The organism is Burkholderia savannae (assembly GCF_001524445.2).
Classification (GTDB): domain Bacteria; phylum Pseudomonadota; class Gammaproteobacteria; order Burkholderiales; family Burkholderiaceae; genus Burkholderia; species Burkholderia savannae.
In genome coordinates this window covers 3,236,310-3,259,214 of the sequence record NZ_CP013417.1, presented here as the reverse complement: position 1 = coordinate 3,259,214, position 22,905 = coordinate 3,236,310, and the positions used below count along the sequence as shown (strand labels likewise).

Here is a 22,905-nt window from a genome sequence, read left to right as displayed (position 1 = left end):
GCGGGCTGCGGGCCGCTTGCCGCGTCAGCGCAGCAGCCGGTCGAGGAGCGGCGACGAGAACACGCGGCGCGGATCGTAGCGGTCGAGCGTGCGCAGCGCCGCGTCCCAGTTGTCGTCGGAAGGCAGCCCCTGCCGGAACAGATCCGGAATCGTCGCGCCGATCATCGTGTCGTCGCTCCAGGCGGCGGAGCTCGTGTAGCCCCAGCCCTTGGACCACTCCGGCCGCACGGTCGCGTAGCCGCCGCTGTAGTTCGACAGCATCCACTGCTCGATGTCGCGATAGAAGCGGTTCGCATCGGGCGTGCCCGGCAACGTCAGGATGTCGAACCAGATTGCGACGTCCCAGTCGGGATGGTCGGGCCGTGGCCGGAGCGCGGACAGCGACGGCGCCGTCGCGCCCGGAGCGACTTCGTCCGGCGAATCGACGCCCGTCACGCGAATCTCGACGGGGCCGTTCATCGGATAGCTGCCGGCCGCGCGATAGTCGGCGATACGCTGCCGATACGCGCCGACGAACTCGTTGATCGCGCGCTGCACGTTCGCGCGGCTCGTCAGCACCGCATAGCCGTTCGCGGTCACGCGCAGCGTCGTCGGCCGCACGTAGTTCAGCACCGTGCGCGACCACCCCCAGAGATTCGTCGCCGGCGCGAACGGGTTAGTCAGGCCGAGACACGTGATCGCGTATAGCGTCTTGCCGAACAGCGGCGTCAGCTGGAATTCGCCGTTCAACACGATGCGGCTCACCAGATCGGACAATTCCCTCGGTAGCGAATCGGAGAACGGATAGTTGTACGGCTGATCGACGGCGCGCGCGCCGGCCGGCCGGTTCGGCCGGACGCTCCAGACTTTCAGCCACGGAGCGCCGGTGAACGGATACCAGATCGCTTCGATGCGGCCCGAGCGCCGCAGGAACGATTCGACGGTTCGGCCTCGCGCGCCCGCGCGGGCGAACAGCTCGGATGCGGGGATATCGACGAAGCTCTCGCATTGCAGCCGCTGATTCGCGCCCGCCTGCAGCGTCGCTTCGATGATGAACGCGCGGCCGACGTGCGCGAGGAACGGGCCGATGTCCGGATCGGTCCGCTCGAACGTGCGCAGTGCGTAACGGCCCGACGGCGCGTCGTGAACCACCGCGGTCAGCGACAGCACCGCGTTGCTGAGCGAGCCGTACGTGTGCCCCGGCAGCCGCGTTTCGCCCGCGGCCGGCAGCGCGGTGCCGTGCGCGCCGATCGCGAGCGCGCCGCCGAGCGTGATGTCGCCGGGCGCGGGAAACGCCGTCATGCCGAGCCCGTACTGCTCGAGCGTCGCGAGCAGCGTGTCCATCGACACGCCCGCCTGCGCGGTGACGCGCGCGGGCGTAGTCGACGCGTCGACCGACACCGCCGTCAGATGCTTGGTCGTGTCGACGAGCAACACGCGGGCGTTCGCATCGTTCGCCGCGACCGCGAGCGGCGACCAGTTGTGCATGTGGCCGAGCGCTCGCGCGCGATAGCCGTGCTGCGCCGCCCAGTTGGCGATCGCGACGACGTCGGCGGGCGTCGCGGGCGCCGCCGTCCACAGGTTCGCGACGGCGATTTCGCCGCTCCAGTTGCGAAACGCCTGCTTGTAGAGCGCGATGTCGGCGGGGAAATTCGGCGGCGTCGAGCCGGCGGGCTGCGCGTGCGCGGGAATCGGCCGGATCGGCGTCCATCCGGCGACGACGCCCGCGCCGGCGAGACGCGCGAGATCGCTGAGAAACGCGCGGCGACGAAGACGCGGCGTCGGGTCTCCATGGATCTTTTTCATGGTCTTCTCGAAATATTATTTATTGCGTAATAAAGGAGCGAAACGTTGGAGTGAGCCGTAATGCGTTTCCCTCTTCGACTACGTGCTTTTTGTTCGATACGCGTTATTGTTTTTGAAAAGATCGTTGTTGCTCGCTCGGAAGCCATTGGATGATAGGCGCCGAGGCAGGCGCGTCAAGCGGATCGGCGCGGCGATAGCGCGGACGGAAAAAAAGGCGGATGGCGAGATGGCGGGGCGGTGCGACGCGCCGTCGCGACCGCACGAGCGAGCGGATCGCCGTGCGTTTTCAATCGCTCGCCGGCGCGGACGCGAAGCGCCCGACGAGCACGCCGGCGGCGATGCCGATCGATGCCTGCACGCGGTGCGTCGAAAGCGGTTTCCACGGCGCGCCGCGGAACTTCGGAATCCGCACGGTTGTTTGCCCGCGACGCTGGCGTTCGCCGTGCCGCGCTTCGAATGGCTCGAACGTTTCGAATGGTTCGAGTACGTCAAGCGCCTCGAATGCTTCGCTCACGTCACGCGCGACGCGGCGAGCTTCTGGCCGTCGCCGAGCAAGGAGAGCGCCGCGTCGATCCGGCGCAGGTCGTCGTCGAGCGCCGCGCCGCCGATCTTCTTCTTGACGACCGTATAGCCGCGGTCGAGGTCGCTGCGCATCTCGTGCTTCAGCTTGCCGAGATCCCGGCCGGGGTAGTAGTAGCCGCCCGCCGCACAGACGAACACCTTGCGGTTCGGCGTGCCGTCGCCGTGGCGTTCGGCGAGCAGGCGAAAGAGCGGCTTGTCCTCGATCTTCGCGACCGCGTCCCACTCGGCCACGGCGAGCGTGCCGATCGCGACGGCGCGCTCGCCGTGGCCGCCCGGCTTCTCGTTCGCGAAGAGCGCCGCCTAGATCCGGTGCGGATCAAGATTGTCGCGCGCGTCGTCGACGAGGCTCGCGGGGGCGGCGTCGAGCAGACGGGCAATGAAGCGCTCGCGCAGCAGCATGCGCTGGCCGTAGCGGCTGTTCGAGTTGAAGCCGTGGCCGGCGACGGGCTTGTCGTCGCGGACGACGTCGGTGATCACGGCGACGACGCTCGGCGTCATCTTGCTGAAGTCGATATACGCGTTGCGGCTCGGAGAACCGATCGATACGGCTTGCTCGCGGATGTCTACGATTCTCATCGCGTCTCCCGGGCGCATCGGCGGCCGATGCATCGTTGGCGAAGGCGTCGGGGCGCACTCGGGCCCGACGCACTAGGTTGGTCGCGCGAGCCGGGATTGGAATGAACCGCGAGTCACTTGTTTATTGACTTTTAGTGCAAGCCCATCAGAGCGACGGCCCGACGTTCTTCGTGCTCGTCGCGCGCCTGGGCCCGCCGGCGCCGGCGGGCGACACGCCTGCCGCCGCGTGAGGCGGCTGCCGCGCGTGAGATAATCGCCGCTCCATCGCCAACGATGATGCGGCCCCGCCGCGCCCGATACGTTGAATCTCCAGCCCGTTTCCATCGACCAGATCGACGATTTCGACGAGATCGTCGACGTCCGCACGCCGCTCGAGTATGCGGAGGACCATATTCCGGGCGCGCTGAACGCACCCGTCCTCAGCAACGAAGAGCGGGTGATCGTCGGCACGATGTACAAGCAGGTGTCGCCGTTCGAGGCGACGCGCGTCGGCGCGGCGATGGTCGCGCGCAACATCGCCGCGCATCTCGACACGACGTTCGCCGACCGCCCGCGCAACTGGCGGCCGCTCGTCTATTGCTGGCGCGGCGGCAAGCGCTCCGGATCGATGGCCGTCATGCTCAACATGATCGGCTGGCGCGCGCGGCAGCTCGACGGCGGCTACAAGGCGTACCGCCGCTCGGTCGTCGACGCGCTCGGCCGATTGCCCGCCGAGTTTCGTTACGTCGTCCTGACGGGGCACACCGGAAGCGGCAAAACCCGGCTGCTGCACGCGCTCGCGCAGGCGGGCGCGCAAACGCTCGATCTCGAAGCGCTCGCCGCGCACCGCGGCTCGCTGCTGGGCGCGCTGCCGAGCGGCGAGCAGCCGTCGCAAAAGGCGTTCGACACGGCGCTCGTCCGCGCGTTGCGCGGCTTCGCTCGCGAGCGGCCGGTGTTCATCGAGGCGGAGAGCCGGCGCATCGGCTCGATCACGTTGCCGCTCGCGCTGCTCGCCAGCATGCACGAGGCGGATTGCGTGAACGTCGAGACCCAGCGCGAAGAGCGCGTCGAGTTGCTGCTGCAGGATTACGGGCATCTGATCGACCGGAGCGCGTTCTTCAAGGTGCAGCTCGAGAAGCTCGTGCCGCTGCACGGTCACGCGCGCATCCGCAAGTGGCACGAGATGCTCGACGAGGGGCGTCTTGGCGAGCTGTCCGAAGAGCTCGTCGACGTTCACTACGATCCCGCGTATGCGCGCAGCAGCCGCGAACATTTCGTTCGCCTGCCGCGGGCCGAGCATTTCCCGTTCAGGCCGACTGCGGCCGACGTCGTGGAGCAGGCGAGGGCGTTGCTCGCGCATCTCGACGCGATGAGCGCGAGCGTCTGACGCAGGCGGGATTGAGCGGAACGTGGCGCGGATCGCGCGCGAGTGCCGTTTGCAGGACGCTGCGCTGCGCGCGCCGAACGAGCGGGCTGCAGCCGCCGCGCATCGCATGGCGTGAATTCGCGAGCATCCGTTTGGACGGATGACGGCGCACATGCCGGCGCATATGCGCCGATCGAGCGATCAGCGATCCTGAACGACGAGATTCAAACGGCGATTCGAGCGCGCGTTCGAACGACGCATCGGCACGCATGCGCCCGATCGCCCGGCGCTTGCACGGCCGATTCTTTTCGAGCGCGGCCGGTGCCGCTCAATGCCCGATCGCATCGCCGCCGTCCGGCGACGCGGGCTGCTCTCGCACGCCGCTCGCGATCGGCGCGCCTGACGCCGCATGCGTGTCCCGATGCTTGACGGCGTGCTCGACCGCATGCTGCGCGGCGGGCACGACGACGGTCGGAAAGATCGCCGCGAGGGCGACCCACAGCACCACACCTGCAACCATGATCGATCTCCGAAAGAGTCGCGCGGCGGCGACGTGCGCGTCGATGCAATCGATACGAATCGAGCCGCATGCGAGCGCATCCGTCGAGTGCATGGCGATGCGGAAGGCTGATGCACCGCTGCGGTGCGTGCGGCAAGAATCGCGTCGCGCATGCGTTGCACGGCACGGCACGGCGAACGCATCGATGGATCGGTGCGCACTCTCACGCAACCGCCGCGCTCGCCTCGGCATCGGGCGATCCGCGCGCGACGCACAGGCGCTGCGACTCGTTCGGCGCCACGCGCATGACGAGGTACTGCGATCACTGTACGAGCAACGCCGCCTCGGCTTTTGATCGAACTCAATCGGAGCGGACCTGACATCGCGCGGCGCGATGACGGGTGGATGTCGTGCGCTTAGTGCGTTTCGTGCGCGCCGCTCGCGGCGGCGGGCCGCGGGGCGAGGGGCGAGGGCGGTGTGCGTCGGCGTGGAGATGGCGTCGCCTGGTCGAGGCGGCTGCGGCGTTTCGCCATCGCGTAGAGCGGCCGCGATGTCAGACGATTCGTCGCGATCGCGAGGCGCGACATCGCGGCGGCGTCGCGCGCGATTCGCGGATAGTCGCCGGCAAGCGGTCGCGCGCGCGACGGATGCGCTGGGTCCGGTGGCGCCGCACGTCGTCGATCCTTGGCCGACGAGCCTTCGCCCGATGCTCGCATTGCATGCGCGGCCCGATGCGGTGATCGCGCTCGTCACGCGGTACGGCAGGACGCCGGGCGGCGCGACCGCGCGCCGCCAAGCGGGCGGGCGCACGCGCAAGCTCGCCGCCGCCTGTTTCGGATCGTCGGGAAACGCGGTCGGGCCGGCGAATCGCGTTGGACAGGATGCACCGCCGCGTGCCGAGAATTATCGGCGGGCCGAGCCGAAAAGCGGGCGCGAGCCCGACGCGCACGATCGCGAATGCCGCGAGCGCGAACAGCCGGTTCGCGGGGAATGCGGCGGGAAATCACGCGTTCGGTTACGCAAGCGCGGTCGCGCGCGGCCGCGGCCGGACCGGCGCGCCCGCCGCTGCCCGGACGACCGTCGCGACGCCGATCGGCGCGAGCATGAGCACGAGCACGCGCGAGCCTCGGTGCGCCGTTACGCGCGCCGTCGCCGACGTCGGATCACGACGCGCGCGCCCGACTTGCATCAGCGGCATCGAAGCGCCGTTCTCCGGAACGTCGCGCGCTTGCGAAATGACGCGAACGCATGCGTGTAGATCGGGTTATTCGCACTGCAACTTCTGCGCAGAGCGCGTAAATTGAAAGAGACGCGTCGCGCTCGAGCGACGGCGCGACCGTGGCGGCGAGCGTTGACTCAACGCAACGTTTCGGCGAAACCGCGGTCGAGAATGATCGGATCAGCCGCTCTGTGCGGCGTCGCGCGACGGCCTGTCGCGAACGGCGCGCACGCCCGGGCTGCGGTCGTCCGGAGACGATTCATGCATCCTGCGAAGACGCCCTTTCTCGCCGTGCGCGATCTCGCTCGCCCGCTGCGCGGCGACGCGGGGGATTTCGACGAATTGATCGACATCGCGAACGACGCCGATGTGGTGCTGCTCGGCGAGGCGACGCACGGCACGCACGAGTTCTATCGGATGCGCGCGCAGATCACCGCGCGCCTGATCGACGAATGCGGTTTCGACACCATTGCGATCGAAGGCGACTGGCCCGATGCGTGGCGCGTGAATCGCTACGTGCAGGGCGACGCCGCGATCGGCGGCGTCGACGCGGCGCTCGCGGACTTTACGCGTTTTCCCGCATGGATGTGGCGCAATCGCCCGATGCGCGAATTCGTCGGCTGGATGCGCGATCACAACGCGACGCTGCCGCGCGAATCGCGGGCGGGCGTCTACGGGCTCGATCTGTACAGCCTGTACCGCTCGGCCGATGCGGTGATCCGCTATCTCGACGACGTCGATCCCGATGAGGCCGAATTCGCGCGGCGGCGCTACGCGGCGCTCGATCACGTGCGCGAGCCGGGGGCGTACGGCTACGCGGTCGCCACGGGCGCGCGGCCGGCCGCCACCGTCGACGCGGTCGCGCAACTGCTGCGGCTGCGCGCGAACGAGGCGGCGTATCTCGCGCAGGACGGCATCGACGCGCTCGATGCGCAGTTCTTCGCCGAGCGCAACGCGCAGGTCGTCGTCAACGCCGAAACCTATTACCGCGCGATGTTCGGGCCGCGCGCGAACACGTGGAATCTGCGCGATTCGCACATGCGCGACACGCTTTTCGCGCTGCGCCGCTACCGCGCGCGTCGCGGCGGCACGGGGCGCGCGGTCGTCTGGGCGCACAACTCGCACGTCGGCGACGCGCGCGCGACCGAGATGCACCTGCGCGGCGAATGGACGCTCGGCCAGCTCGTGCGCGAGTCGCTCGGCGAGCGCGCGCTGTCGATCGGCTTCACCGCCTACACGGGCCACGTGTCGGCCGCGTCGCAATGGGACGGCGACGTCGAACAGAAATGGATGCGCCCCGCGCTGTCCGACAGCTACGAACGCCTCTTTTATACGACCGGGCTCGACCGTTTCTTCCTGCCGCTGCGCGAGATCGTCGCGCAGCCGCTCGGCGAAGCGCTGCTCGAGCGCGCGATCGGCGTGATCTATCTGCCGCGGACGGAGCGCGACAGCCACTATTTCATGTCGTCGATCACGGGGCAGTTCGATGCGCTGTTCCATCTCGACGAAACGAGCCCGCTCGAACCGCTCGCGCCGCCCGATGCGTGGCATCCGCGCGAAGAGCCGGTGTCCGCGCCGTGACGGCGGCGCGACGTGGAGATGACGATGCAGATTCAGGAAGTACGGATACCTCTCGGAAAGGTCGAATTGAACGGCATACTCGCGACGCCCGAGCATGCGTCGGGAATCGTCGTGTTCGCGCACGGCAGCGGCAGCAGCCGGTTGAGCCCGCGCAATCAGGAGGTCGCGGCGGTGCTGCAGCGCGCGGGTCTCGCGACGCTCCTGTTCGATCTGCTGACGATCGAGGAGCAGCGGCGCGACGCGGTCACGGCCGAGTACCGGTTCGCGATCGCGTTCCTCGCGCGCCGGCTCGTGAGCGCGCTCGACTGGCTGCGCGAGCGGCGCGACGTCGGCGAGTTGCCCGTCGGCCTGTTCGGCGCGAGCACGGGCGCGGCGGCGGCGCTGATCGCGGCGAACGCGCGCGGGCGTGTCGTGCGCGCGGTCGTCTCGCGCGGCGGCCGTCCCGATCTCGCGGGCGACGCGCTGCCGCGCGTGCGCGTGCCGACACTGCTCATCGTCGGCGAGCGCGACGAGGAGGTGATCCGCCTCAACCGCCTCGCGGCCGGCTGGCTCATCGGCGAGTCGAAGCTCGTCGTCGTGCCGGGCGCGACGCATCTGTTCGAGGAGCCGGGCACGCTCGACGAAGTCGCGCGCGTCGCGGCGGATTGGTTCGTCGCGCATCTGCCCGAAGACCGGGATGCGCACAAGAGGCATCGAAGATGACGAAACCCGTTCGCGACGGCGCGCTGCTGACCGACCTGTACGAATTCACGATGCTGCAGTCGTACTTCGACTGCGGCATGAACGACGCGGCGACGTTCGAGTTCTTCGTGCGCAAGCTGCCCGCGCATCGTAATTTCCTGATGGCGGCGGGCCTCGAACAGGTGCTCGACTATCTCGCCGACCTGAAGCTCGACGCCGGCGAGATCGAGGGGCTGGCGAGCACGGGGCTCTTCAGCGACCGGTTTCTCGCGTCGCTCGAATCGCTGCGCTTCACGGGCTCGGTCCGCGCGATGCGCGAAGGCACGCTGTTCTTCGTCGACGAGCCGATCCTGCAGATCACCGCGCCGATGCGCGAGGCGCAGCTGATCGAAAGCCGCGTGATGAACCTGCTGCACTACGAATCGATCGTCGCGAGCAAGGCGGCGCGCGCGGTGCTCGCGGCGCCGGGCAAGACGCTCGTCGATTTCGGCCTGCGCCGCGCGCACGGCGCGGAGGCGGCGCTGCTGTCGGCGCGCGCGAGCTACGTCGCGGGCTTCACCGGCACCGCGACCTTGCTCGCCGGCTTGCGCTACGGCATTCCGGTGTACGGCACGATGGCGCATTCGTACGTGCAGGCGCACGCCGGCGAGTCGCTCGCGTTCGAGCATTTCGCGCGCTCGTTTCCACGCAACGCGATGCTGCTGATCGACACGTACGACACCGAAGCGGCTGCGTACAAGGTGATCGACGTCGCGAAGAAGCTCGCGCGCGACGGCATCGAAGTGAAGGGCGTGCGGCTCGACAGCGGCGATCTCGCGCAGCACGCGATGCGCGTGCGCGCAATTCTCGACCGGGCGGGGCTCGATCGCGTGACGATCTTCGCGAGCGGCAATCTCGACGAATACAAGCTCGAAGAGCTGATCGGCAAGGGCGCGCCGATCGACGGCTTCGGCGTCGGCACGCGAATGAACACGTCGGCGGACGCGCCGTACGCGGACTGCGCGTACAAGCTGACCGAATATGCGGGCGTGCCGCGCCGCAAGCGCTCGGAGGGCAAGGCGACGTGGCCCGGGCGCAAGCAGGTGTACCGCCGCTATCGCGACGACGGCGTCATCGACGGCGACAGCCTCGCGCTCGCCGACGAAGCGCATCCGGGCGGCGCGCTTCTCGAGCCGTTCGTGATCGACGGCGAGCGCGTCGCGCCGCTGCCGAGCCTTGCCGGCATTCGCGCGCACGCGAGCAAGGAGCTCAGCGCGCTGCCCGCGGCGCTGCGCGATCTCACGCACGCGGCCGAGTATCCGGTCGCCGTGACCGACGCGTTGATCGCGCTCGCGCAGCGGATCGACGCGCGCACGGCGAGCGAAGCGCGCGCATAGCGCGACGCGCGGGCCTGCGCGCATTGCGCGTGGACGCGAATCCTTGCATGCGTCGGCATGCATTCGAACGAGCCGCGGCATGACGACTTCGTGCGCGTCGCGGCGAAGGAGGCGTGATGAACGATTATTTTCGCGATCGCGTCGATGCCGGCCGGCAGCTTGCCGCGCATCTCGCCGATTATGCGAACCGCAGCGACGTCATCGTGCTCGCGCTGCCGCGCGGCGGCGTGCCGGTCGCGTTCGAGGTTGCGAAGGCGCTGCGCGTGAAGCTCGACGTGCTGATCGTGCGGAAGCTCGGCGCGCCCGGCAATCCGGAGCTCGCGATGGGCGCGATCGCGACGGGCGGCGTCGTGCAGCTGGAGCGGTCGGTGCTGCACGCGATGCACGTGAGCGATCGCGAGCTCGCCGACACGATCGAGCGCGAGCGCACCGAGCTCGCGAGGCGCGAGGCGGCGTATCGCGGCCGCCGCGCGCCGCCCGATGTCGAGGGCCGCACCGTGATCGTCGTCGACGACGGCATCGCGACGGGCTCGACGATGCTCGCCGCGCTCGAAGCGATGCGCGCGCACAAGCCGGCGAAGCTCGTCGCGGCGGTGCCCGTCGCGTCGCCGAGCAGCGCGGAGAAGGTCGAGGAGGTCGCGGACGCCGTCGTCTGCGTGATGCGGCCGGACTGGCTGATGGGCATCGGTCAGTTCTATCGGAATTTCGACCAGACGAGCGACGACGAGGTGCGCGAGCTGCTCGGCCGCGCGAGCGAGTGGGAATGGTCGGGCGCGGACGGCGCGCCGACGCCGGACGCGGGCCCGTTCTGAGCGCGGCTGGCCGCGCGGCGTCGAGCCGGCGTTCGATCGATCGAACGCGCATCGCGTGCGCTCAGCCCGCGGCGGCGGCCTTACTGCCCACGTCATTCGCACCCGGCTCGGCGGGCGCTTTCAGCAGCGGCTGCAGCGCCGGCGCGAGCGTCTTCAGCAACTGCACCGCCATCGCGCTCGTGAAATCGTAGCGCGCCGCGTACGGCTCGTGAACGTACGCGGTCAGCACGCCGAAGAACCGATCGTCGATCGAGAACGCGAACGTCGCGCTGCGATTGACCTTGCGCGATTCGATGAGGCGCGCGCCGCGCGCGTACACGTTGAAGCGCTGGTCGCCCGTGCCCGTCTTGCCGTACACGGGCAGCGTCGGGCCGTTCGGGAACGCGAGCCCCTGCGCGAGGCGGCGGCCCGTGCCCTTCTGCACGACGTCGCCGAGCAGCGCGTGCACCTGGTTCGAGATTTCCGGCGACAGCAGCGGCTGCGGCGGCGCGGCGGCGCGCACGAAGCGCGTCTCGTACGGCGTGCCGGCCGCGAACTCGAGCGACGAGATCCGCTCGTTCGGCACCTTCTCGCCGTTGTTCGCGATCAGGCCGACGAGCTTCGCGAGCGCGGCCGGCTGATCGCCCGATGCGCCGATCGCCGCCGCGTACGACGGCGTCAGGTGATCGAACGGGTAGCCTAGCGCGCGCCACGATTGCCCGATCTCGTCGTACGCGCGCAGCTCGACCATCCGCTTGATGCGGCGGTCCTGCGTCGCGTGGTAGCGCGTCTTGAATAGCCACGAGTACGACGTGATCCGCGCGTCGCGGCTCGCCTTCTGCACGTTGTCGAGCGATGCGTCCGGATGCTTGCGCAGATACGCGAGCGTCCACAGCGCGAGCGGGTGCACGCCCGCGATGTAGCCGCGGTCGTTCAGGTTGAAGCGGTCGATCGCGTACTTCGTGTAGAGCTTGTCGAGCGCGTCGTCCGACAGCTTCGCGGCGGCCGGCGTGCCGTGCAGCGTCGCGCGCATTTTCGCGTCGAACCACGGGCGCGGCGCTTCGGGCGCGACGCTGCGCAGCACCGTCGCGACGCGCGGCGGCGACTTGCGCACGTTGTCGAGCATCGCGGCGAGCGCGTCGTCGTCGGGCTTGCCCGCGTATTTCGTATAGAAGCGCTTCACGTACACGCGGCTCTCCGCATCGACGAAGCGCATCAGATAGCGCTGGCGCTGCGCGGGATCGTCGAGCCACGACGTCGACGGCCCGCTCGTGCGGATCATCTCGTAATGGACGATGTCGCGCATCAGCCGCACGAACACGAGGTTCACCGAGTTCTGGAACGCGACGTGCACGGTCAGTATCCGGCCGTTGTCGGATTTCTCGAAGTTCGTGAAGCTCTGCGCGCCGCCGCCCGTGTAGAACGTCTCGCCAGGACTCGCCGAATACTTGCGCTCGACGGACGCGGCGAGCATCGCCTGCAGCGAACGATCGTGCGTATGCGCGAGATAGTCGAGCGCCCAGCGCGTGAGCGCGTCGGTCGGATCGGGCTTCACCTTCGCGAGCTCGGCGGCGCTCATGCCCGCGTAGCGCGCGTGCAGCTCGGAGACGATCTGCAGATACGTGACGATCGTGCGCAGCTTCGCGGTCGAGCCGAGATTCAGGCGCGCGCCCTGGTTGATGTCGAACGGCTGATCGACGCTGTCGGTTTGCACGCGCAGGAGGTTCGCGCCGTTGCGTCGTTCGTACAGCGTGAAGCTGTACAGGATCTTCGACGGATCGTCGCCGGCGCGCAGCATCTCGAAGCCGTAGAGGCCGGCTTCGCGCGCGCCGTCGCGCGTCGCCGCGCGCGCGAGGCCCGCCGCGACCGCCTGCTGCACCTTGTTGTTCAGCGTATCGGTCGCGCGCAGGTCGAGGCGGTCGAGCTGATAGACGTTGTCGATGCCGAGCGCGCCGAGCAGGTGCGAGCGCGCGGACGTCACCGCCTTGCGCGTGACGAACGATTGCGCATCGGGCGCGGCGGGCGGCGCGCTGCGCTCGATGCGCGCGGCGAGCGCAGCGTCGCGCAGCGCGGGTGAGATCACGCCGCCCGTCGCGACGAGGCGCAGGTAGCTGTCGGTGAGCCGCTGCAGCGTCGGGAAGCCGCTGTTCAAAAAGTACGACGGCGCGCGCTGCGCGATCATCAGCGACAGCATCTGCCGGAATGCGACGCCTTGCGCTTCGACGTTGTCGGGCGTCGTCGGCGCGGCGAGCAGCCGGTTCACTTCGTCGAAGTCGCGGCCGTACCACGCGGCGAGGCCGTCGCCGATGCCGGTGATTTCGCCCACGCGCGCGCGCGCGGCGAGCGGCACCGAGTTCAGGTAGTGGACGACGATCGCGTGGCGCGCGGCCATCGTTTGCGGGCCGTTCAGATACGCGCGCACGGACGCCGACGCGATCTGCCGGAGCTTTTCGGGCGGCGTCGCCGTGCGGCCGTCGGGCGAGTGGCGGAACTTTTCGAGCTGCGTCGCGAGCGTGCTGCCGCCGGGCGTCGCCTGGCGGCGGTTCACGAAGCGCAGCCCCTGGTCGGCGAGCGCGCGGCTGAAGCGCCCCCAGTCGATCGCCGGGTTGCGGTTCGGCTGATTCGGGTCGAGCAAATAACGATCCTCGATGAAGAGGAGCGATTGCACGACGAGCGGCGGGATCGACTCGAAGCTGTCGTACACGCGGTGCGGATAGACGACGCCGAAGAGCGGCGAGCCCGTCGAATCGACGATCGACAGGCCGGCCTGGTCTTTTTCGCCGTACGGCAGGAACAGGCCGTCGTCGGCGAGCGACAGCATCCGGTCGGACGCGCGCGCCTGCGACGCGACGACGAAGCCGCGCGACAGCAGCCGCTGCTGGAACGACGGCAGCAGCGCATAGCCGAGCCGCAGGTCGTACGGGCCGTTTTCGGGGAAGCGGATGCGGTTGCTCGCGCCTTCGTCGACGCTGTAGCCGACGTCGCGGGTCAGTTCAGACAAGAAACGCGCCTGTAGCCGGGAGGTTTCGATCTCGATCTGAACGACGCGCGCGATGATCGCAAGCGCGACCACGATGATCGCGATCAACGACCATTTGAGCGCCTTCCAGAACGACAGGGTTCCGGTGGGGCGAAGGGGAATCCGAATCAGCGGCCGATTCATGGCGGCGTCTCCCGGAGAGCTGCGGCACTCGCCGAGCCCATTTCGCTTAGTTTAGTACCGAATTGTGGAAGCCACTGTACGGGTTGACTCTGAAAAACCACAGTGGGTGTGGAAACGTTTCCGTATGCGTCGCGCAGCTCGCGGCAGTGGCGGCGGCGATGTCCGGAAATGGTGCGGCGCGCACCGTTCGCGGGACGCACGGCGGCGCTCGCGCCGCCGGCCGCGCGACGGCGGCGTCGCGGAGGGCGCGCGGCGGTGCGATTTGCGCGGTGGACGTCGTCGCGAGGCGACGCGGCAGCGCGAAGGAGGGCGGTAACGGAGGCGGCGCCCTGGATGGCTTGCGTCGCTTGATGCGGCGTCAGCCGGACGGTGTCGTCTGCGCGGACTTCATGTCCGCGCGGGCGGAGGTGACGATCGTTGCTTGCCGCTTGCCGCTTGCCGTCTTTCGCCTGTCGCTTACCGTTTGCCGCAGCATCGCCCGTTGCCCGTCGCCCGTTGCGCGAACGAACGTTGCTACACGAGCTGCGCGATTGCGCCGCGCGGCTCGCATCGGTGCAGCGCGCGGCCGGTGTCCCGCGAATACACGACGAGCCGGATGAAGCCGTTCGGCGGCGCGTGCAGCGCGAAGAAGCCGTCCATCACGTCGATGAACACCTTCAGGCTGTTCGATGCGAACGCGGCTTCGTCGAGCGTCAGCTCGACTTCGAGGCCGCGCACGAACGTCGGCATCGGTTTCACAGCCATCCAGCGCACGGCGGCCTTGTGATCGAGATTCGCGATGCCGTCGATTTGCGCAACCGCGCTCGACGAGCGCGCCGCATATTGAACGAGCAGCGACTTCAGCGCACCAAGCCCCGACGGCCGCAGCAGCAACGCGTGCGGCGTCATCGCCGCGATCAGCCGCCAGAGCGCGCCGTGGTCGCGCGCAAAGCGGCGGGTCGGCGTCGGCCGGCGCAGGATCGCGATCCTGCCCGGCAGATTGTCCTTCTCGTTGAACAGGTCGCCGTCGGGATCGCCGATCGGCAGCGTCTGCGGATAGTCGCCGTTCGTGCAGGTGAGCTCGACGTTCAACTGACCGGCACGGGGCCGCACGAGCGCGCCGTCGGCGTCGACGAGCCTGAGCGCCGCGGGCGCCGCCGGGCGCGCGCCGTGCGCGAACGGATCGCGCTCCGGCGCCCAGTAGAGCGGTTCCTTGCGGCCGCGCTGGCCGTGCAGCAGCGAGTGATACGGCGTCACGTCGACGCTCGCGCCGTGCTCGCCTTCGCGCGCGATGCGCACCGCGTCGATCGATCGCACCTCGATGCCGTTCGACTTCAGCGCCTGCGGCGCGACGGGATAGGCGGCCGCGGCGTCGCGCAGCGAGATCGGCATCGCGTCCTGGCTGAACAGATTGACGATCGGCGTGCAGAAGAGGCGCAGGTTCGAGGCGGACAGCGTGTCGAGCACGCGCGCGCGCCGCGAATCCATCGCGACGTCGACGACGGGCAAGTGCAGCGTCAGGCGCCGGCACGGGCCGGCCGCGCGCGCGATGCGTGCGACGTCGATGTCGACGAAATCGAATTTGGCCGGGAAGGCGAAATATTCCATCAGCAGCCGCAACGGCGACGCGTCGCGCGCGGGGGCGAGCAGCGCGTCTTCGTCCGCGAACCCGACGGGCGCGAGCGGCACCTTCGACAGCGGCTTCCAGCGCCCGTCGCCGTCGAGCTCGACGAACGCGGCGGGCACGTGCATCGCGAACGTGTCGAGAAGCGCGGCGACGAGCGGCGCGTCGCCGTGCAGATGCACGCGCAGGCTGCGCGCGTGCGATGCCGACAGCGCAAGTTGCGCCGGCTGCGCTGTCGGCGAATCGAACGTGATCGACACGATGCCCGTCGACGACGGCGGCATCTGCGCGGCGGCCGGCGCGGCCGACGCCGGCCGAAAGCGTGCGTCGACGATCGACACGGGCGCGAGCGCGACGTCGTACGCGGTGCGGAACCGATTTGCGCCGACCCGGCTTTCGAGTGTCGTGCCGCGCCGGATCGTCACGCTTTCCGTCAATTGGCTGAACAGCGACGCCGCGTCGAACTGCGCGATCGAGCACGCGGGAAACGGGCGCAGATAATCGGGGCACGCGGTTTCGACGAGCGCCTCGGTGAACTCGGGATACTCGTCGTCGAGCGTCTCGCCGATCTGCGCGCTCAGCAGCGCGAACGACTGGAGCATGCGCTCGACGTGCATGTCGTCGGTCTGGCCGTCGGCGATCCCGAAGCGCGTCGCGATCTTCGGATGACGGATCGCGAATTCGCGCACCGCGTTGCGCAGCAGCGCGATCTCGCGTTCGTAGTAGGGAAGGAGGTCGTTCATCGGAAAGAGGCGGTCGGGATTCGGGCCGATCGGCGCGACCGGCCGCGGGGCTCCGTGCGGCGCGCGGTCATGCGCGCGTCGCGCCCGACGCCGACGCGATCGCGCGTTCCGCGAATGGCGGCGGGGCCGCCGGCGTTCAGTCGACGGGCGCATGGCGTCGCAGTGCCCATCGCGCGCCGGACGCCGGAATCGCCGTCGAGATGCGCGGCCGCGCGGCGATGCCGAATACGGCCGAAGCGCGCCGTCTCGAAGCGTTTCGATGCGGCGAGCGAGAAATCATTACCGCGATTGTCGAGGTACGCGTCGAGTGGCCACATTATTGCCGCCTTGCGTTCAAATTCGCGCCGGGGAATGATTCAATATCGTTGTGCAGCCGATATCGGCATGCGCCTGATTAAACCAGGATTCGCGGGCGGCAAGGATGAATATTCCACGTGATCGTGCAACCGCGTGATATGTAAGGTATTTTTAATGCCGGAAACAGTCGTCGCGCCAATCGTGGAGGCGATGCGGCTCGGCCCGGATTCATGCCCGGGGATTTTCGGCGTACGCGCGAATTGGTGCAACCGCTCGTCATTCGTTCGAGTATGGTGCCGCACGATCCGGTCATCGAATTGAACCATCCGGCGAAGGCGGCCGATTATGGTTTGGTTTGCGCCGGCGCGCAGATACGGGCGCGGCGCGGTTCTCGTCATTCGCGATCGCCGCGGGCGGGGCGCGATCGGCGACCGGCCGAGCGGCGCGCCGGCGGACGCGCGCAAGCAACCGTCTCGCAGGCGGGCGCGGCGCCTTGACGGAAGCGCCGCCGCTGCAGAATATTCGGGGCAGGTCGCAACGACGGCACGCGATGCGTTCGATCCGTTCCAGCAGACCGATATCGACGAGCGGCGCCAGGCCGCCCAACCCGCCAGCGCGTTCGCCCTTCGCCCGGAACCGGACGGGCGCCGCGCCGGCGCAACCCACGGACTCGCGCAACCATGGCTTCGACCCGGAATCGCATGCGGCGCCACCTGAAGATCCTGTCGGGCCTGATCCTGCTCTGCGTGCTGCTCGCTTTCGCGGGCGCGACTGCGTATCTGCGCGCGAGTCTTGCGCAACTCGACGGTGACGTCCGCGCGCCGCTGCTCGGCGCGCCGATGACGGCCGAGCGCGACGCGTTCGGCGTGCCGACGATTTCCGCGCGGGAGCGCGTCGACGCCGCGTACGGGATCGGCTATCTGCATGCGCAGGACCGCTTCTTCCAGATGGACATGCTGCGCCGAAGCGGCGCGGGCGAGCTGTCCGAGCTGTTCGGGCCGATCGCGCTCGACGTCGATCGCGACCATCGCCTGTTCCGGTTCCGCGCGCTCGCCGCAGCAGTTGTCGCGCACTTGCCGGCTGACGACTTGCGCGTGCTCGAGCGCTACACGCAAGGCGTGAACGACGGCCTCGCCGCGTTGCGCGCACGCCCGTTCGAATACGCGCTGCTGCGCATGCAGCCGCAGCGGTGGCGGCCCGAGGATTCGCTGCTCGTGATCTGGGCGATGTACTTCGATCTGCAAGGCCGGCTCGCGTCGCGCGAGTTCGCGCGGCACTGGCTGCGAGCGCACTCGACGCCCGAGCAGCTCGCGTTTGTGCTGCCGACGTCGAGCCGCTTCGATGCGCCGCTCGACGCGCCGGGCGTCGCCGCGCCGATCGCGCGGGTGAGCGCGGCCGCGCCGGCATGGCTGCGCGAAACGAAGCCCGCGGCGACGATCAACAGCGTGTCGCTCGACGAGCAGTCGTCGGTCGGCAGCAACAACTGGGTGCTCGCGGGCAGCCGCAGCGTGGGCGGCGCCGCGATCGTCGGCGACGACATGCATCTGTCGCTCGGCCTGCCGAACATCTGGTATCGCGCGGCGTTCAGGTTCGCGGGCGGCGCGGGGCCGGCCGCGCGGGTCGTCGGCGTGACGCTGCCCGGGCTGCCCGCCGTCGTGGTCGGCAGCAACGGGCGCATCGCGTGGGGCTTCACGAACGGCTACGCGGATTGCCTCGATCTGCTGCCGCTCGAGCGCGACGTGCGCGACCCTGATCGCTTCAAGCTCGGCGGCGCGTGGCAGACGGCGCGCGCGCGCGTCGAGACGATACGCGTGCGCGGCGCCGCGCCCGTCGAGCTGACCGTGCTCGAGACGACGGCCGGCCCCGTGCGCGAAATCGGTGGCGAGTTCTACGCGGCGCACTGGATCGCGCAGGCGAGCGGCGCGGCCAACCTCGAATTCATGAAGATGATCGATGCGGCCGGCATCGAGGACGCGATCAGGGTCGCGAACGCGGCGGGCCTTCCCGCGCAGAACATCGTGATCGGCGACAGCTCGGGGCGCATCGGCTGGACGATCGCGGGCGCGCTGCCCGATCGCCGGGGGCGGCCTGACGACGGTGGCGACGACGCCTCGACCTGGCAGGCGGCGCTGCCGTCCGACGCGTATCCGCGCATCGTCGATCCCGCGGGCGGCCAGCTCTGGACGGCGAACAACCGGCAGCTCGCGAGCGACGCGTACCGGCTGATCGGCGACGGCGGCGCGGATCTCGGCGCGCGCGCGAGCCAGTTGCGCGACGGCCTGACGGCGCTCGGGCGCACCGACGAGCGATCCGCATACCGGCTCGATCTCGACGATCGCGCGCGCTTCATGTCGCTCTGGCGCGACCGGGCGCTGCGCGTGCTCGACGAAGCGGCGCTCGCCGGCCATCCCGAGCGCGCGGAGTTCCGGCGCCTGCTCGCGAGCGGCTGGACGGGGCGCGCGAGCGCCGACTCGGTCGGATACACGCTCGCGCGCGGCTATCTGTACCGGCTCTACGACGTGCTCTTCGGCGGACTCGACGCGCGCCTGAAGCAGCAACAGCGCGACGCCGACTACGCGCTGGCGAATCCGCGCTGGCCGGTCGTGATCGCGCGGCTGCTCGACGAGCAGCCGCCCGCGTGGCTGCCCGCCGACACGGCGAGCTGGCGCGACGTGCAACTGATGGCGATCGATCGGACGATTGCCGCGCTGACCTCGAAGGGCGCGCCGCTCGCCGAAGCCACCTGGGGCGAGCGCAACACGCTGCGGATCGCGCATCCGTTCGCGCGCAGCGTGCCGCTCGCGGGGCGCTGGCTGTCCGCACCCGCCGATCAGGTGCCGGGCGATGCGAACATGCCGCGCGTCGCCGCGCCGAAGTTCGGGCAATCGGAGCGGATCGTCGTTTCGCCGGGGCACGAGGAGCACGGGCTCTTCAACATGCCGGGCGGGCAGAGCGGGCATCCGCTCAGTCCGTTTTTCCTCGCGGGACACGAGGCATGGGTGAAGGGCGAGCCGATGCCGTTCCTGCCGGGGCCGACCGAGCACACGCTGCGGTTCGCGCCATAGTTCGGCGCACGAACGATCGGCGTCGGCGCATCAGCGCATCGGTTCACGGCGGCCGTCGATCCGGCCGCGTGCGGGCGGCGCGCCGGATCGCGCGACCCGCAGGACTATTCGGCGAAAGCGAATAGTCGCGAAGCGGCTTGAACCGGCGCCGTCGCGTGCTCTATTCTGTCCTGTTGGCGATTCGAAGGGGGACAGCATGGACCGCATTCAGGCAATGGAAGTTTTCACCCGCGTGGTCGATGCGAACAGCTTCACGCGGGCCGCGGAGACGCTCGGGATGCCGCGCGCGTCGGTGACGACGATCATCCAGAATCTCGAGGCGCTGCTCGGCGTGCGCCTGATGCATCGGACGACGCGCCGGCTGTCGCTGACGCCGGAAGGCGCCGCGTACTACGAGCACTGCATCAAGATCATCACCGAGATCGCGGAAACCGATGCGAGCTTTCAGATCGGCAACCGCAAGCCGAGCGGCGCGCTGCGCGTGCATATGCCGAGCTCGCTCGGGCGGCGGCTCGTGATTCCCGCGCTGCCGATCTTCCGTCAGCGCTACCCGGACATCGTGCTCGATCTCGGGCTGTCCGATCGCCCGGTGGACCCGGTCGAAGAGGGGATCGACTGCATGATCCGCGTCGGGCCGCTCGAGGATTCGTCGATGGTCGCGCGGCGGATCGGGATGCTCAAGCGCGTCACGTGCGCGTCGCCCGATTACCTGAAGCGCTTCGGCGAGCCCACGCAAATCGAGGAGCTGGCCGCGCACCACGCGGTGAACTTCCGCGCGAGCCACGGTTCGCGGCCGGTGCCGTGGGTGTTCGTGATCGACGGCAAGCCGGTCGAGGTCAGGTTGAACGGCGCCGTGACCGTCAACGATTCGGATGCCTACGTGACCTGCGGCGTCGAAGGCTTCGGCATGATCCAGCCGACGCTGTTCATGGTGCTGCCGCACCTGCTCGACGGATCGCTGCGGGAGGTGCTGCCGGGCTTCAATCCGAAGCCGAAGCCGATTTCGATCGTCTATCCGAACAATCGGCATCTGTCCGCGAAGGTGCGCGTATTCGCCGACTGGATCGCCGAGCTGTTCGAATCGACGCCCGCGCTCGAAGGCGGCGAGGATTGGCGCGGCGGCGTCGCGGCGCGGGAAGCGCAGGGGAGGCGCGGGCAGGTGGCGGCGTAGCGTTCGCGATGCGCGCGTCGGCGCGCGCCGAAGGTGCATCGAAGGTGCGCCTAACGCGTGCGGAACGCGCGCCGGCCCGACGAGCGCCGCTCCATGCCTGCCTGCGCGCGCCGCGCCGCGAATCAGTTGCGCAGCCGGCGGACGATGCGGCTGAGCGCGTCCAGATGAACCGGCTTCGGGACGAACTCGTCGAAGATCGCCCGATCGCCCTTGAGCAACGCGGATTCGTACGCGCTCACGCCGAGTATCGACGTCTTCTTTTGCGTGCCGGCCGACGTCGCCCAGCGGATCTGCTCGGCCACTTCGAAGCCGCTCAGATCGGGCAGCTCCAGATCGAGCACGACGATGTCGTGCTGGCGCTCGCCGAAGCATCGCAGCCCTTCCTTGCCCGTGCCGCGCAAATCGACCTGAATGCCGAGGGCCGTCAGCATCGCGCCGAGCGTTTCGCGCGCGTTCTCGTTGTCGTCGACGACGAGCGCATGCAGGCCGCGATGCGGCGTCTGCAATGACGGTTGCGCCGCGTCGCCGGACACATCGGCGCTGCCGGGCAGCTCGACGGGCAGCGTGACGACGAATTCGCTTCCTTCGCCGACGACGCTTCGGACCTCTACATGTCCGTGCAGCGCGACGACGAGCTCCCGCACGACCGCGAGCCCCATGCCGATGCCGTCGACATGGCGGACGCCGGGGGCGTTCACGCGAAAGAACGGCTCGAAGATCTTCTGCAGCATGTTCTTCGCAATGCCGACGCCGGTATCGCGCACGGCGATTCTCATCGCGCGCTTCGCGGCGGTGCCCGTCAGATCCGCCGAAATCGAAATCGTCCCGCTGTTCGTGTATTTGATCGCGTTTTCGATCAGGTTCGATACGATCTGCTGGATCAGCTTGCGGTCCGATTTGACGACGAGATCGGGCGGCTCGACGCGCAGCGCCGCCGTCAGGTGCTTGTCGCGGGCCCTGGCGCGCAGCGGATCGAGGACCTCGGTCAACAGCGGCGCGACCTGGACGGTCTCCGCTTGAACGGATCGATTCGTGGACCGAAGCTTGATGTAGTCGGTGAGCTCCTTCACCTGCGCTTCGAGCGACGCGGCCGAGTTCTGCAAGCGCTTGATCGTCTTCGTGTTGGCTTCGGACTGCGGGCGCGCGAGCAGAACCTCGATCGATCCGCAGATCGCCTGCAACGGCGTGCGCAATTCGTGGCTGACCATGCCGAGGAACGCGTTCTTCGCGGCGATCATCTCGAATGCGCGGTCGGACGCCTGACGTTGCGCGTCGAGCGCCGCCTGTTGCCGTTCGAGCAGGCTGCCGCGCGTGCGTATCGTGTAGAAGAGGAGCAGGAACAGCGCGCCGAGGATGACGCCGAGCACGCCGCCCAGCATGACGATCGCGCGCCGCTTCTCCTTGAGCTGATGGAACGTGAAGTCGCGCTGCTCCATTTCGATCGAGCGAAAGTAATTCGCGAGCGCGTTCACCTTCGGCCAATGTCCGGCAAGATCGCGCAGGACGCGTTTCGCATCGTCCGGGCGGTCGCGCAGCGCGGGAACGTCGCGACGCAGGCTCGTCATGAAGCGGGCCAGCTCGTCGATGTCGTCGCGAGCCTTGGGGATGCTCAGCCAGTAGGCGGACACCTCGGACGGCCGCTGGAGGAAGCCGAACGACGCTTCGAGGCTGTCGAGCTGGAGCAGCACGCCGTCGAAGTCGCGATCCTGACGGGCCGCGTAGAGAATCAGTTGCCGATCGAACCGGCTGAACGAGTTTCGATATTGCGCAGCAGTCCAGAACACACCTTCGCGCGGGCCTTCCAGAATGCCTTCCTTGACCGACGTGCCGAGCAGGTCGTACAGCAGGAACGCCCACGCGGCGAAGCCCAGAATCCACAAGGACCCCAGCGCGACGATGATTTTTTCATTTCGCCATCGAACCTTGCTCATTTCACGGTGAGCCCGATGATCTGCCATGCAAACTTCGCTTCGCTGATCGGCGTCTTCAGCTCGTCGGGGAACCGGTCGCGCGGATACATGATCCACAGCGGCCCATAGCTGTTGTTGTCGAGCACCTTGCCGTTCATCTTCCGCGCGAGAATGACGCCGTATTTGTCGGCATCGGAAATCGGGATCGTGAACGTGTATTCGTCGATGCAGTGGAATTCGATTTGCGTGCCGGTCGCGCCGACGGTCTTGAGGATGTCGGTGAGGCGCGGGCCGGTGAACGTGGCGCTTGGCGTCCAACTCGTGGACGTGGTGATCGAATGCTGCGGCAGGGCCATCAGATCCGCTTCGGAAAAGACGTACGCGTGCCGGCCCGATTGATTGGCATGCCTGATGTTTCCGTCGACCGTGAACTTGAAGGGGGCGGCGTAAGACGAGATCGCGACGCCCAGCAGCAGCGTCAGCGCGAAGCTCTTCATCCATTCGATCGACATTCGCAT

15 protein-coding genes and 2 pseudogenes are annotated in these 22,905 nt (G+C 68.8%); 7 read left to right on the top strand and 10 right to left on the bottom strand.

Features of this window, described 5'->3' with window-relative positions:
* Positions 1–24: 24 nt before the first annotated feature.
* The 3 genes and pseudogenes from WS78_RS16045 to WS78_RS16035 all read right to left on the bottom strand — a co-directional run.
* The gene (locus tag WS78_RS16045; RefSeq protein ID WP_059575245.1) at positions 25–1,785 is read right to left on the bottom strand and encodes a cholesterol oxidase substrate-binding domain-containing protein; all 1,761 of its coding nucleotides are present in this window, start codon (positions 1,783–1,785) and stop codon (positions 25–27) included.
* A gap of 286 nt (positions 1,786–2,071) precedes the next feature.
* On the bottom strand, positions 2,072–2,299 hold the full coding sequence (locus WS78_RS16040; RefSeq protein ID WP_038748862.1) for a hypothetical protein: 228 nt from the start codon (positions 2,297–2,299) through the stop codon (positions 2,072–2,074).
* Positions 2,300–2,313: 14 nt separating this feature from the next.
* Positions 2,314–2,943: pseudogene (locus tag WS78_RS16035) on the bottom strand (mandelate racemase); the annotation flags it as partial.
* A 301-nt stretch (positions 2,944–3,244) separates the two neighbouring features.
* Between WS78_RS16035 and mnmH the strand changes: the two are divergent.
* Positions 3,245–4,309, top strand: coding sequence for a tRNA 2-selenouridine(34) synthase MnmH (gene mnmH / locus WS78_RS16030; protein WP_059575243.1), 1,065 nt, complete (start codon positions 3,245–3,247; stop codon positions 4,307–4,309).
* Positions 4,310–4,616: 307 nt separating this feature from the next.
* Here the strand turns inward: mnmH and WS78_RS16025 are convergent, their stop codons facing one another.
* Positions 4,617–4,808: a hypothetical protein gene (locus tag WS78_RS16025; RefSeq protein ID WP_038748946.1), complete on the bottom strand. Its 192-nt coding sequence runs from the start codon at positions 4,806–4,808 to the stop codon at positions 4,617–4,619.
* Between the two features lie 485 nt (positions 4,809–5,293).
* Positions 5,294–5,950, bottom strand: a pseudogene (locus tag WS78_RS37620) (sulfonate ABC transporter permease); the annotation flags it as partial.
* A gap of 317 nt (positions 5,951–6,267) precedes the next feature.
* Here WS78_RS37620 and WS78_RS16005 point away from each other — a divergent pair.
* The 4 genes from WS78_RS16005 (at position 6,268) to WS78_RS15990 (ending at position 10,456) form a co-directional block, all read left to right on the top strand.
* The gene (locus tag WS78_RS16005) at positions 6,268–7,587 is read left to right on the top strand and encodes an erythromycin esterase family protein (RefSeq protein ID WP_038748868.1); all 1,320 of its coding nucleotides are present in this window, start codon (positions 6,268–6,270) and stop codon (positions 7,585–7,587) included.
* Positions 7,588–7,611: 24 nt separating this feature from the next.
* Entirely contained in the window at positions 7,612–8,289 is a 678-nt protein-coding gene (locus tag WS78_RS16000; protein ID WP_038748949.1) for a dienelactone hydrolase family protein, read from the top strand.
* Complete coding sequence (locus WS78_RS15995) at positions 8,286–9,644, top strand: nicotinate phosphoribosyltransferase (protein ID WP_059575240.1); 1,359 nt, start codon at positions 8,286–8,288, stop codon at positions 9,642–9,644. The genes WS78_RS16000 and WS78_RS15995 overlap by 4 nt, the downstream gene beginning before the upstream one ends.
* Positions 9,645–9,760: 116 nt before the next feature.
* Complete coding sequence (locus WS78_RS15990) at positions 9,761–10,456, top strand: phosphoribosyltransferase (RefSeq protein ID WP_038748871.1); 696 nt, start codon at positions 9,761–9,763, stop codon at positions 10,454–10,456.
* A gap of 61 nt (positions 10,457–10,517) precedes the next feature.
* On the opposite strand, the gene WS78_RS15985 is transcribed toward WS78_RS15990, so the two are convergent.
* The 3 genes from WS78_RS15985 to WS78_RS35955 all read right to left on the bottom strand — a co-directional run bounded on the left by WS78_RS15985 (position 10,518) and on the right by WS78_RS35955 (position 16,639).
* On the bottom strand, positions 10,518–13,598 hold the full coding sequence (locus WS78_RS15985; RefSeq protein WP_059575237.1) for a transglycosylase domain-containing protein: 3,081 nt from the start codon (positions 13,596–13,598) through the stop codon (positions 10,518–10,520).
* Between the two features lie 513 nt (positions 13,599–14,111).
* Positions 14,112–15,944, bottom strand: a complete 1,833-nt coding sequence (gene tssF, locus WS78_RS15980) for a type VI secretion system baseplate subunit TssF (protein WP_038748875.1) — start codon at positions 15,942–15,944, stop codon at positions 14,112–14,114.
* A gap of 356 nt (positions 15,945–16,300) precedes the next feature.
* A complete protein-coding gene (locus WS78_RS35955; protein ID WP_156437486.1) occupies positions 16,301–16,639 on the bottom strand; it encodes a hypothetical protein in 339 nt (112 codons plus the stop codon).
* A gap of 282 nt (positions 16,640–16,921) precedes the next feature.
* Here WS78_RS35955 and WS78_RS15965 point away from each other — a divergent pair, with 282 nt between their 5' ends.
* Complete coding sequence (locus tag WS78_RS15965; RefSeq protein ID WP_059575230.1) at positions 16,922–19,306, top strand: penicillin acylase family protein; 2,385 nt, start codon at positions 16,922–16,924, stop codon at positions 19,304–19,306.
* Positions 19,307–19,502: 196 nt separating this feature from the next.
* Entirely contained in the window at positions 19,503–20,477 is a 975-nt protein-coding gene (locus WS78_RS15960) for a LysR family transcriptional regulator (RefSeq protein WP_059575228.1), read from the top strand.
* A gap of 122 nt (positions 20,478–20,599) precedes the next feature.
* Here the strand turns inward: WS78_RS15960 and atsR are convergent, their stop codons facing one another.
* Both atsR and WS78_RS15950 read right to left on the bottom strand, forming a co-directional pair.
* Positions 20,600–22,408: a hybrid sensor histidine kinase/response regulator AtsR gene (gene atsR, locus WS78_RS15955; protein ID WP_059575226.1), complete on the bottom strand. Its 1,809-nt coding sequence runs from the start codon at positions 22,406–22,408 to the stop codon at positions 20,600–20,602.
* Positions 22,405–22,905, bottom strand: coding sequence for a molybdopterin-dependent oxidoreductase (locus WS78_RS15950; protein WP_038748886.1), 501 nt, complete (start codon positions 22,903–22,905; stop codon positions 22,405–22,407). The genes atsR and WS78_RS15950 overlap by 4 nt, the downstream gene beginning before the upstream one ends.

Bases quoted from the DNA above. Each gene is read 5' to 3' on its own strand.
- WS78_RS16045 (WP_059575245.1), bottom strand. From the start codon at position 1,785: ATGAAAAAGATCCATGGAGACCCGACGCCGCGTCTTCGTCGCCGCGCG.
- WS78_RS16025 (WP_038748946.1), bottom strand. From the start codon at position 4,808: ATGGTTGCAGGTGTGGTGCTGTGGGTCGCCCTCGCGGCGATCTTTCCG.
- WS78_RS16005 (WP_038748868.1), top strand. From the start codon at position 6,268: ATGCATCCTGCGAAGACGCCCTTTCTCGCCGTGCGCGATCTCGCTCGC.
- WS78_RS16000 (WP_038748949.1), top strand. From the start codon at position 7,612: ATGCAGATTCAGGAAGTACGGATACCTCTCGGAAAGGTCGAATTGAAC.
- WS78_RS15995 (WP_059575240.1), top strand. From the start codon at position 8,286: ATGACGAAACCCGTTCGCGACGGCGCGCTGCTGACCGACCTGTACGAA.
- WS78_RS15990 (WP_038748871.1), top strand. From the start codon at position 9,761: ATGAACGATTATTTTCGCGATCGCGTCGATGCCGGCCGGCAGCTTGCC.
- WS78_RS15985 (WP_059575237.1), bottom strand. From the start codon at position 13,598: ATGAATCGGCCGCTGATTCGGATTCCCCTTCGCCCCACCGGAACCCTG.
- tssF (WP_038748875.1), bottom strand. From the start codon at position 15,944: ATGAACGACCTCCTTCCCTACTACGAACGCGAGATCGCGCTGCTGCGC.
- WS78_RS35955 (WP_156437486.1), bottom strand. From the start codon at position 16,639: ATGACGAGAACCGCGCCGCGCCCGTATCTGCGCGCCGGCGCAAACCAA.
- WS78_RS15965 (WP_059575230.1), top strand. From the start codon at position 16,922: ATGGCTTCGACCCGGAATCGCATGCGGCGCCACCTGAAGATCCTGTCG.
- WS78_RS15960 (WP_059575228.1), top strand. From the start codon at position 19,503: ATGGACCGCATTCAGGCAATGGAAGTTTTCACCCGCGTGGTCGATGCG.
- atsR (WP_059575226.1), bottom strand. From the start codon at position 22,408: ATGAGCAAGGTTCGATGGCGAAATGAAAAAATCATCGTCGCGCTGGGG.
- WS78_RS15950 (WP_038748886.1), bottom strand. From the start codon at position 22,905: ATGCGAATGTCGATCGAATGGATGAAGAGCTTCGCGCTGACGCTGCTG.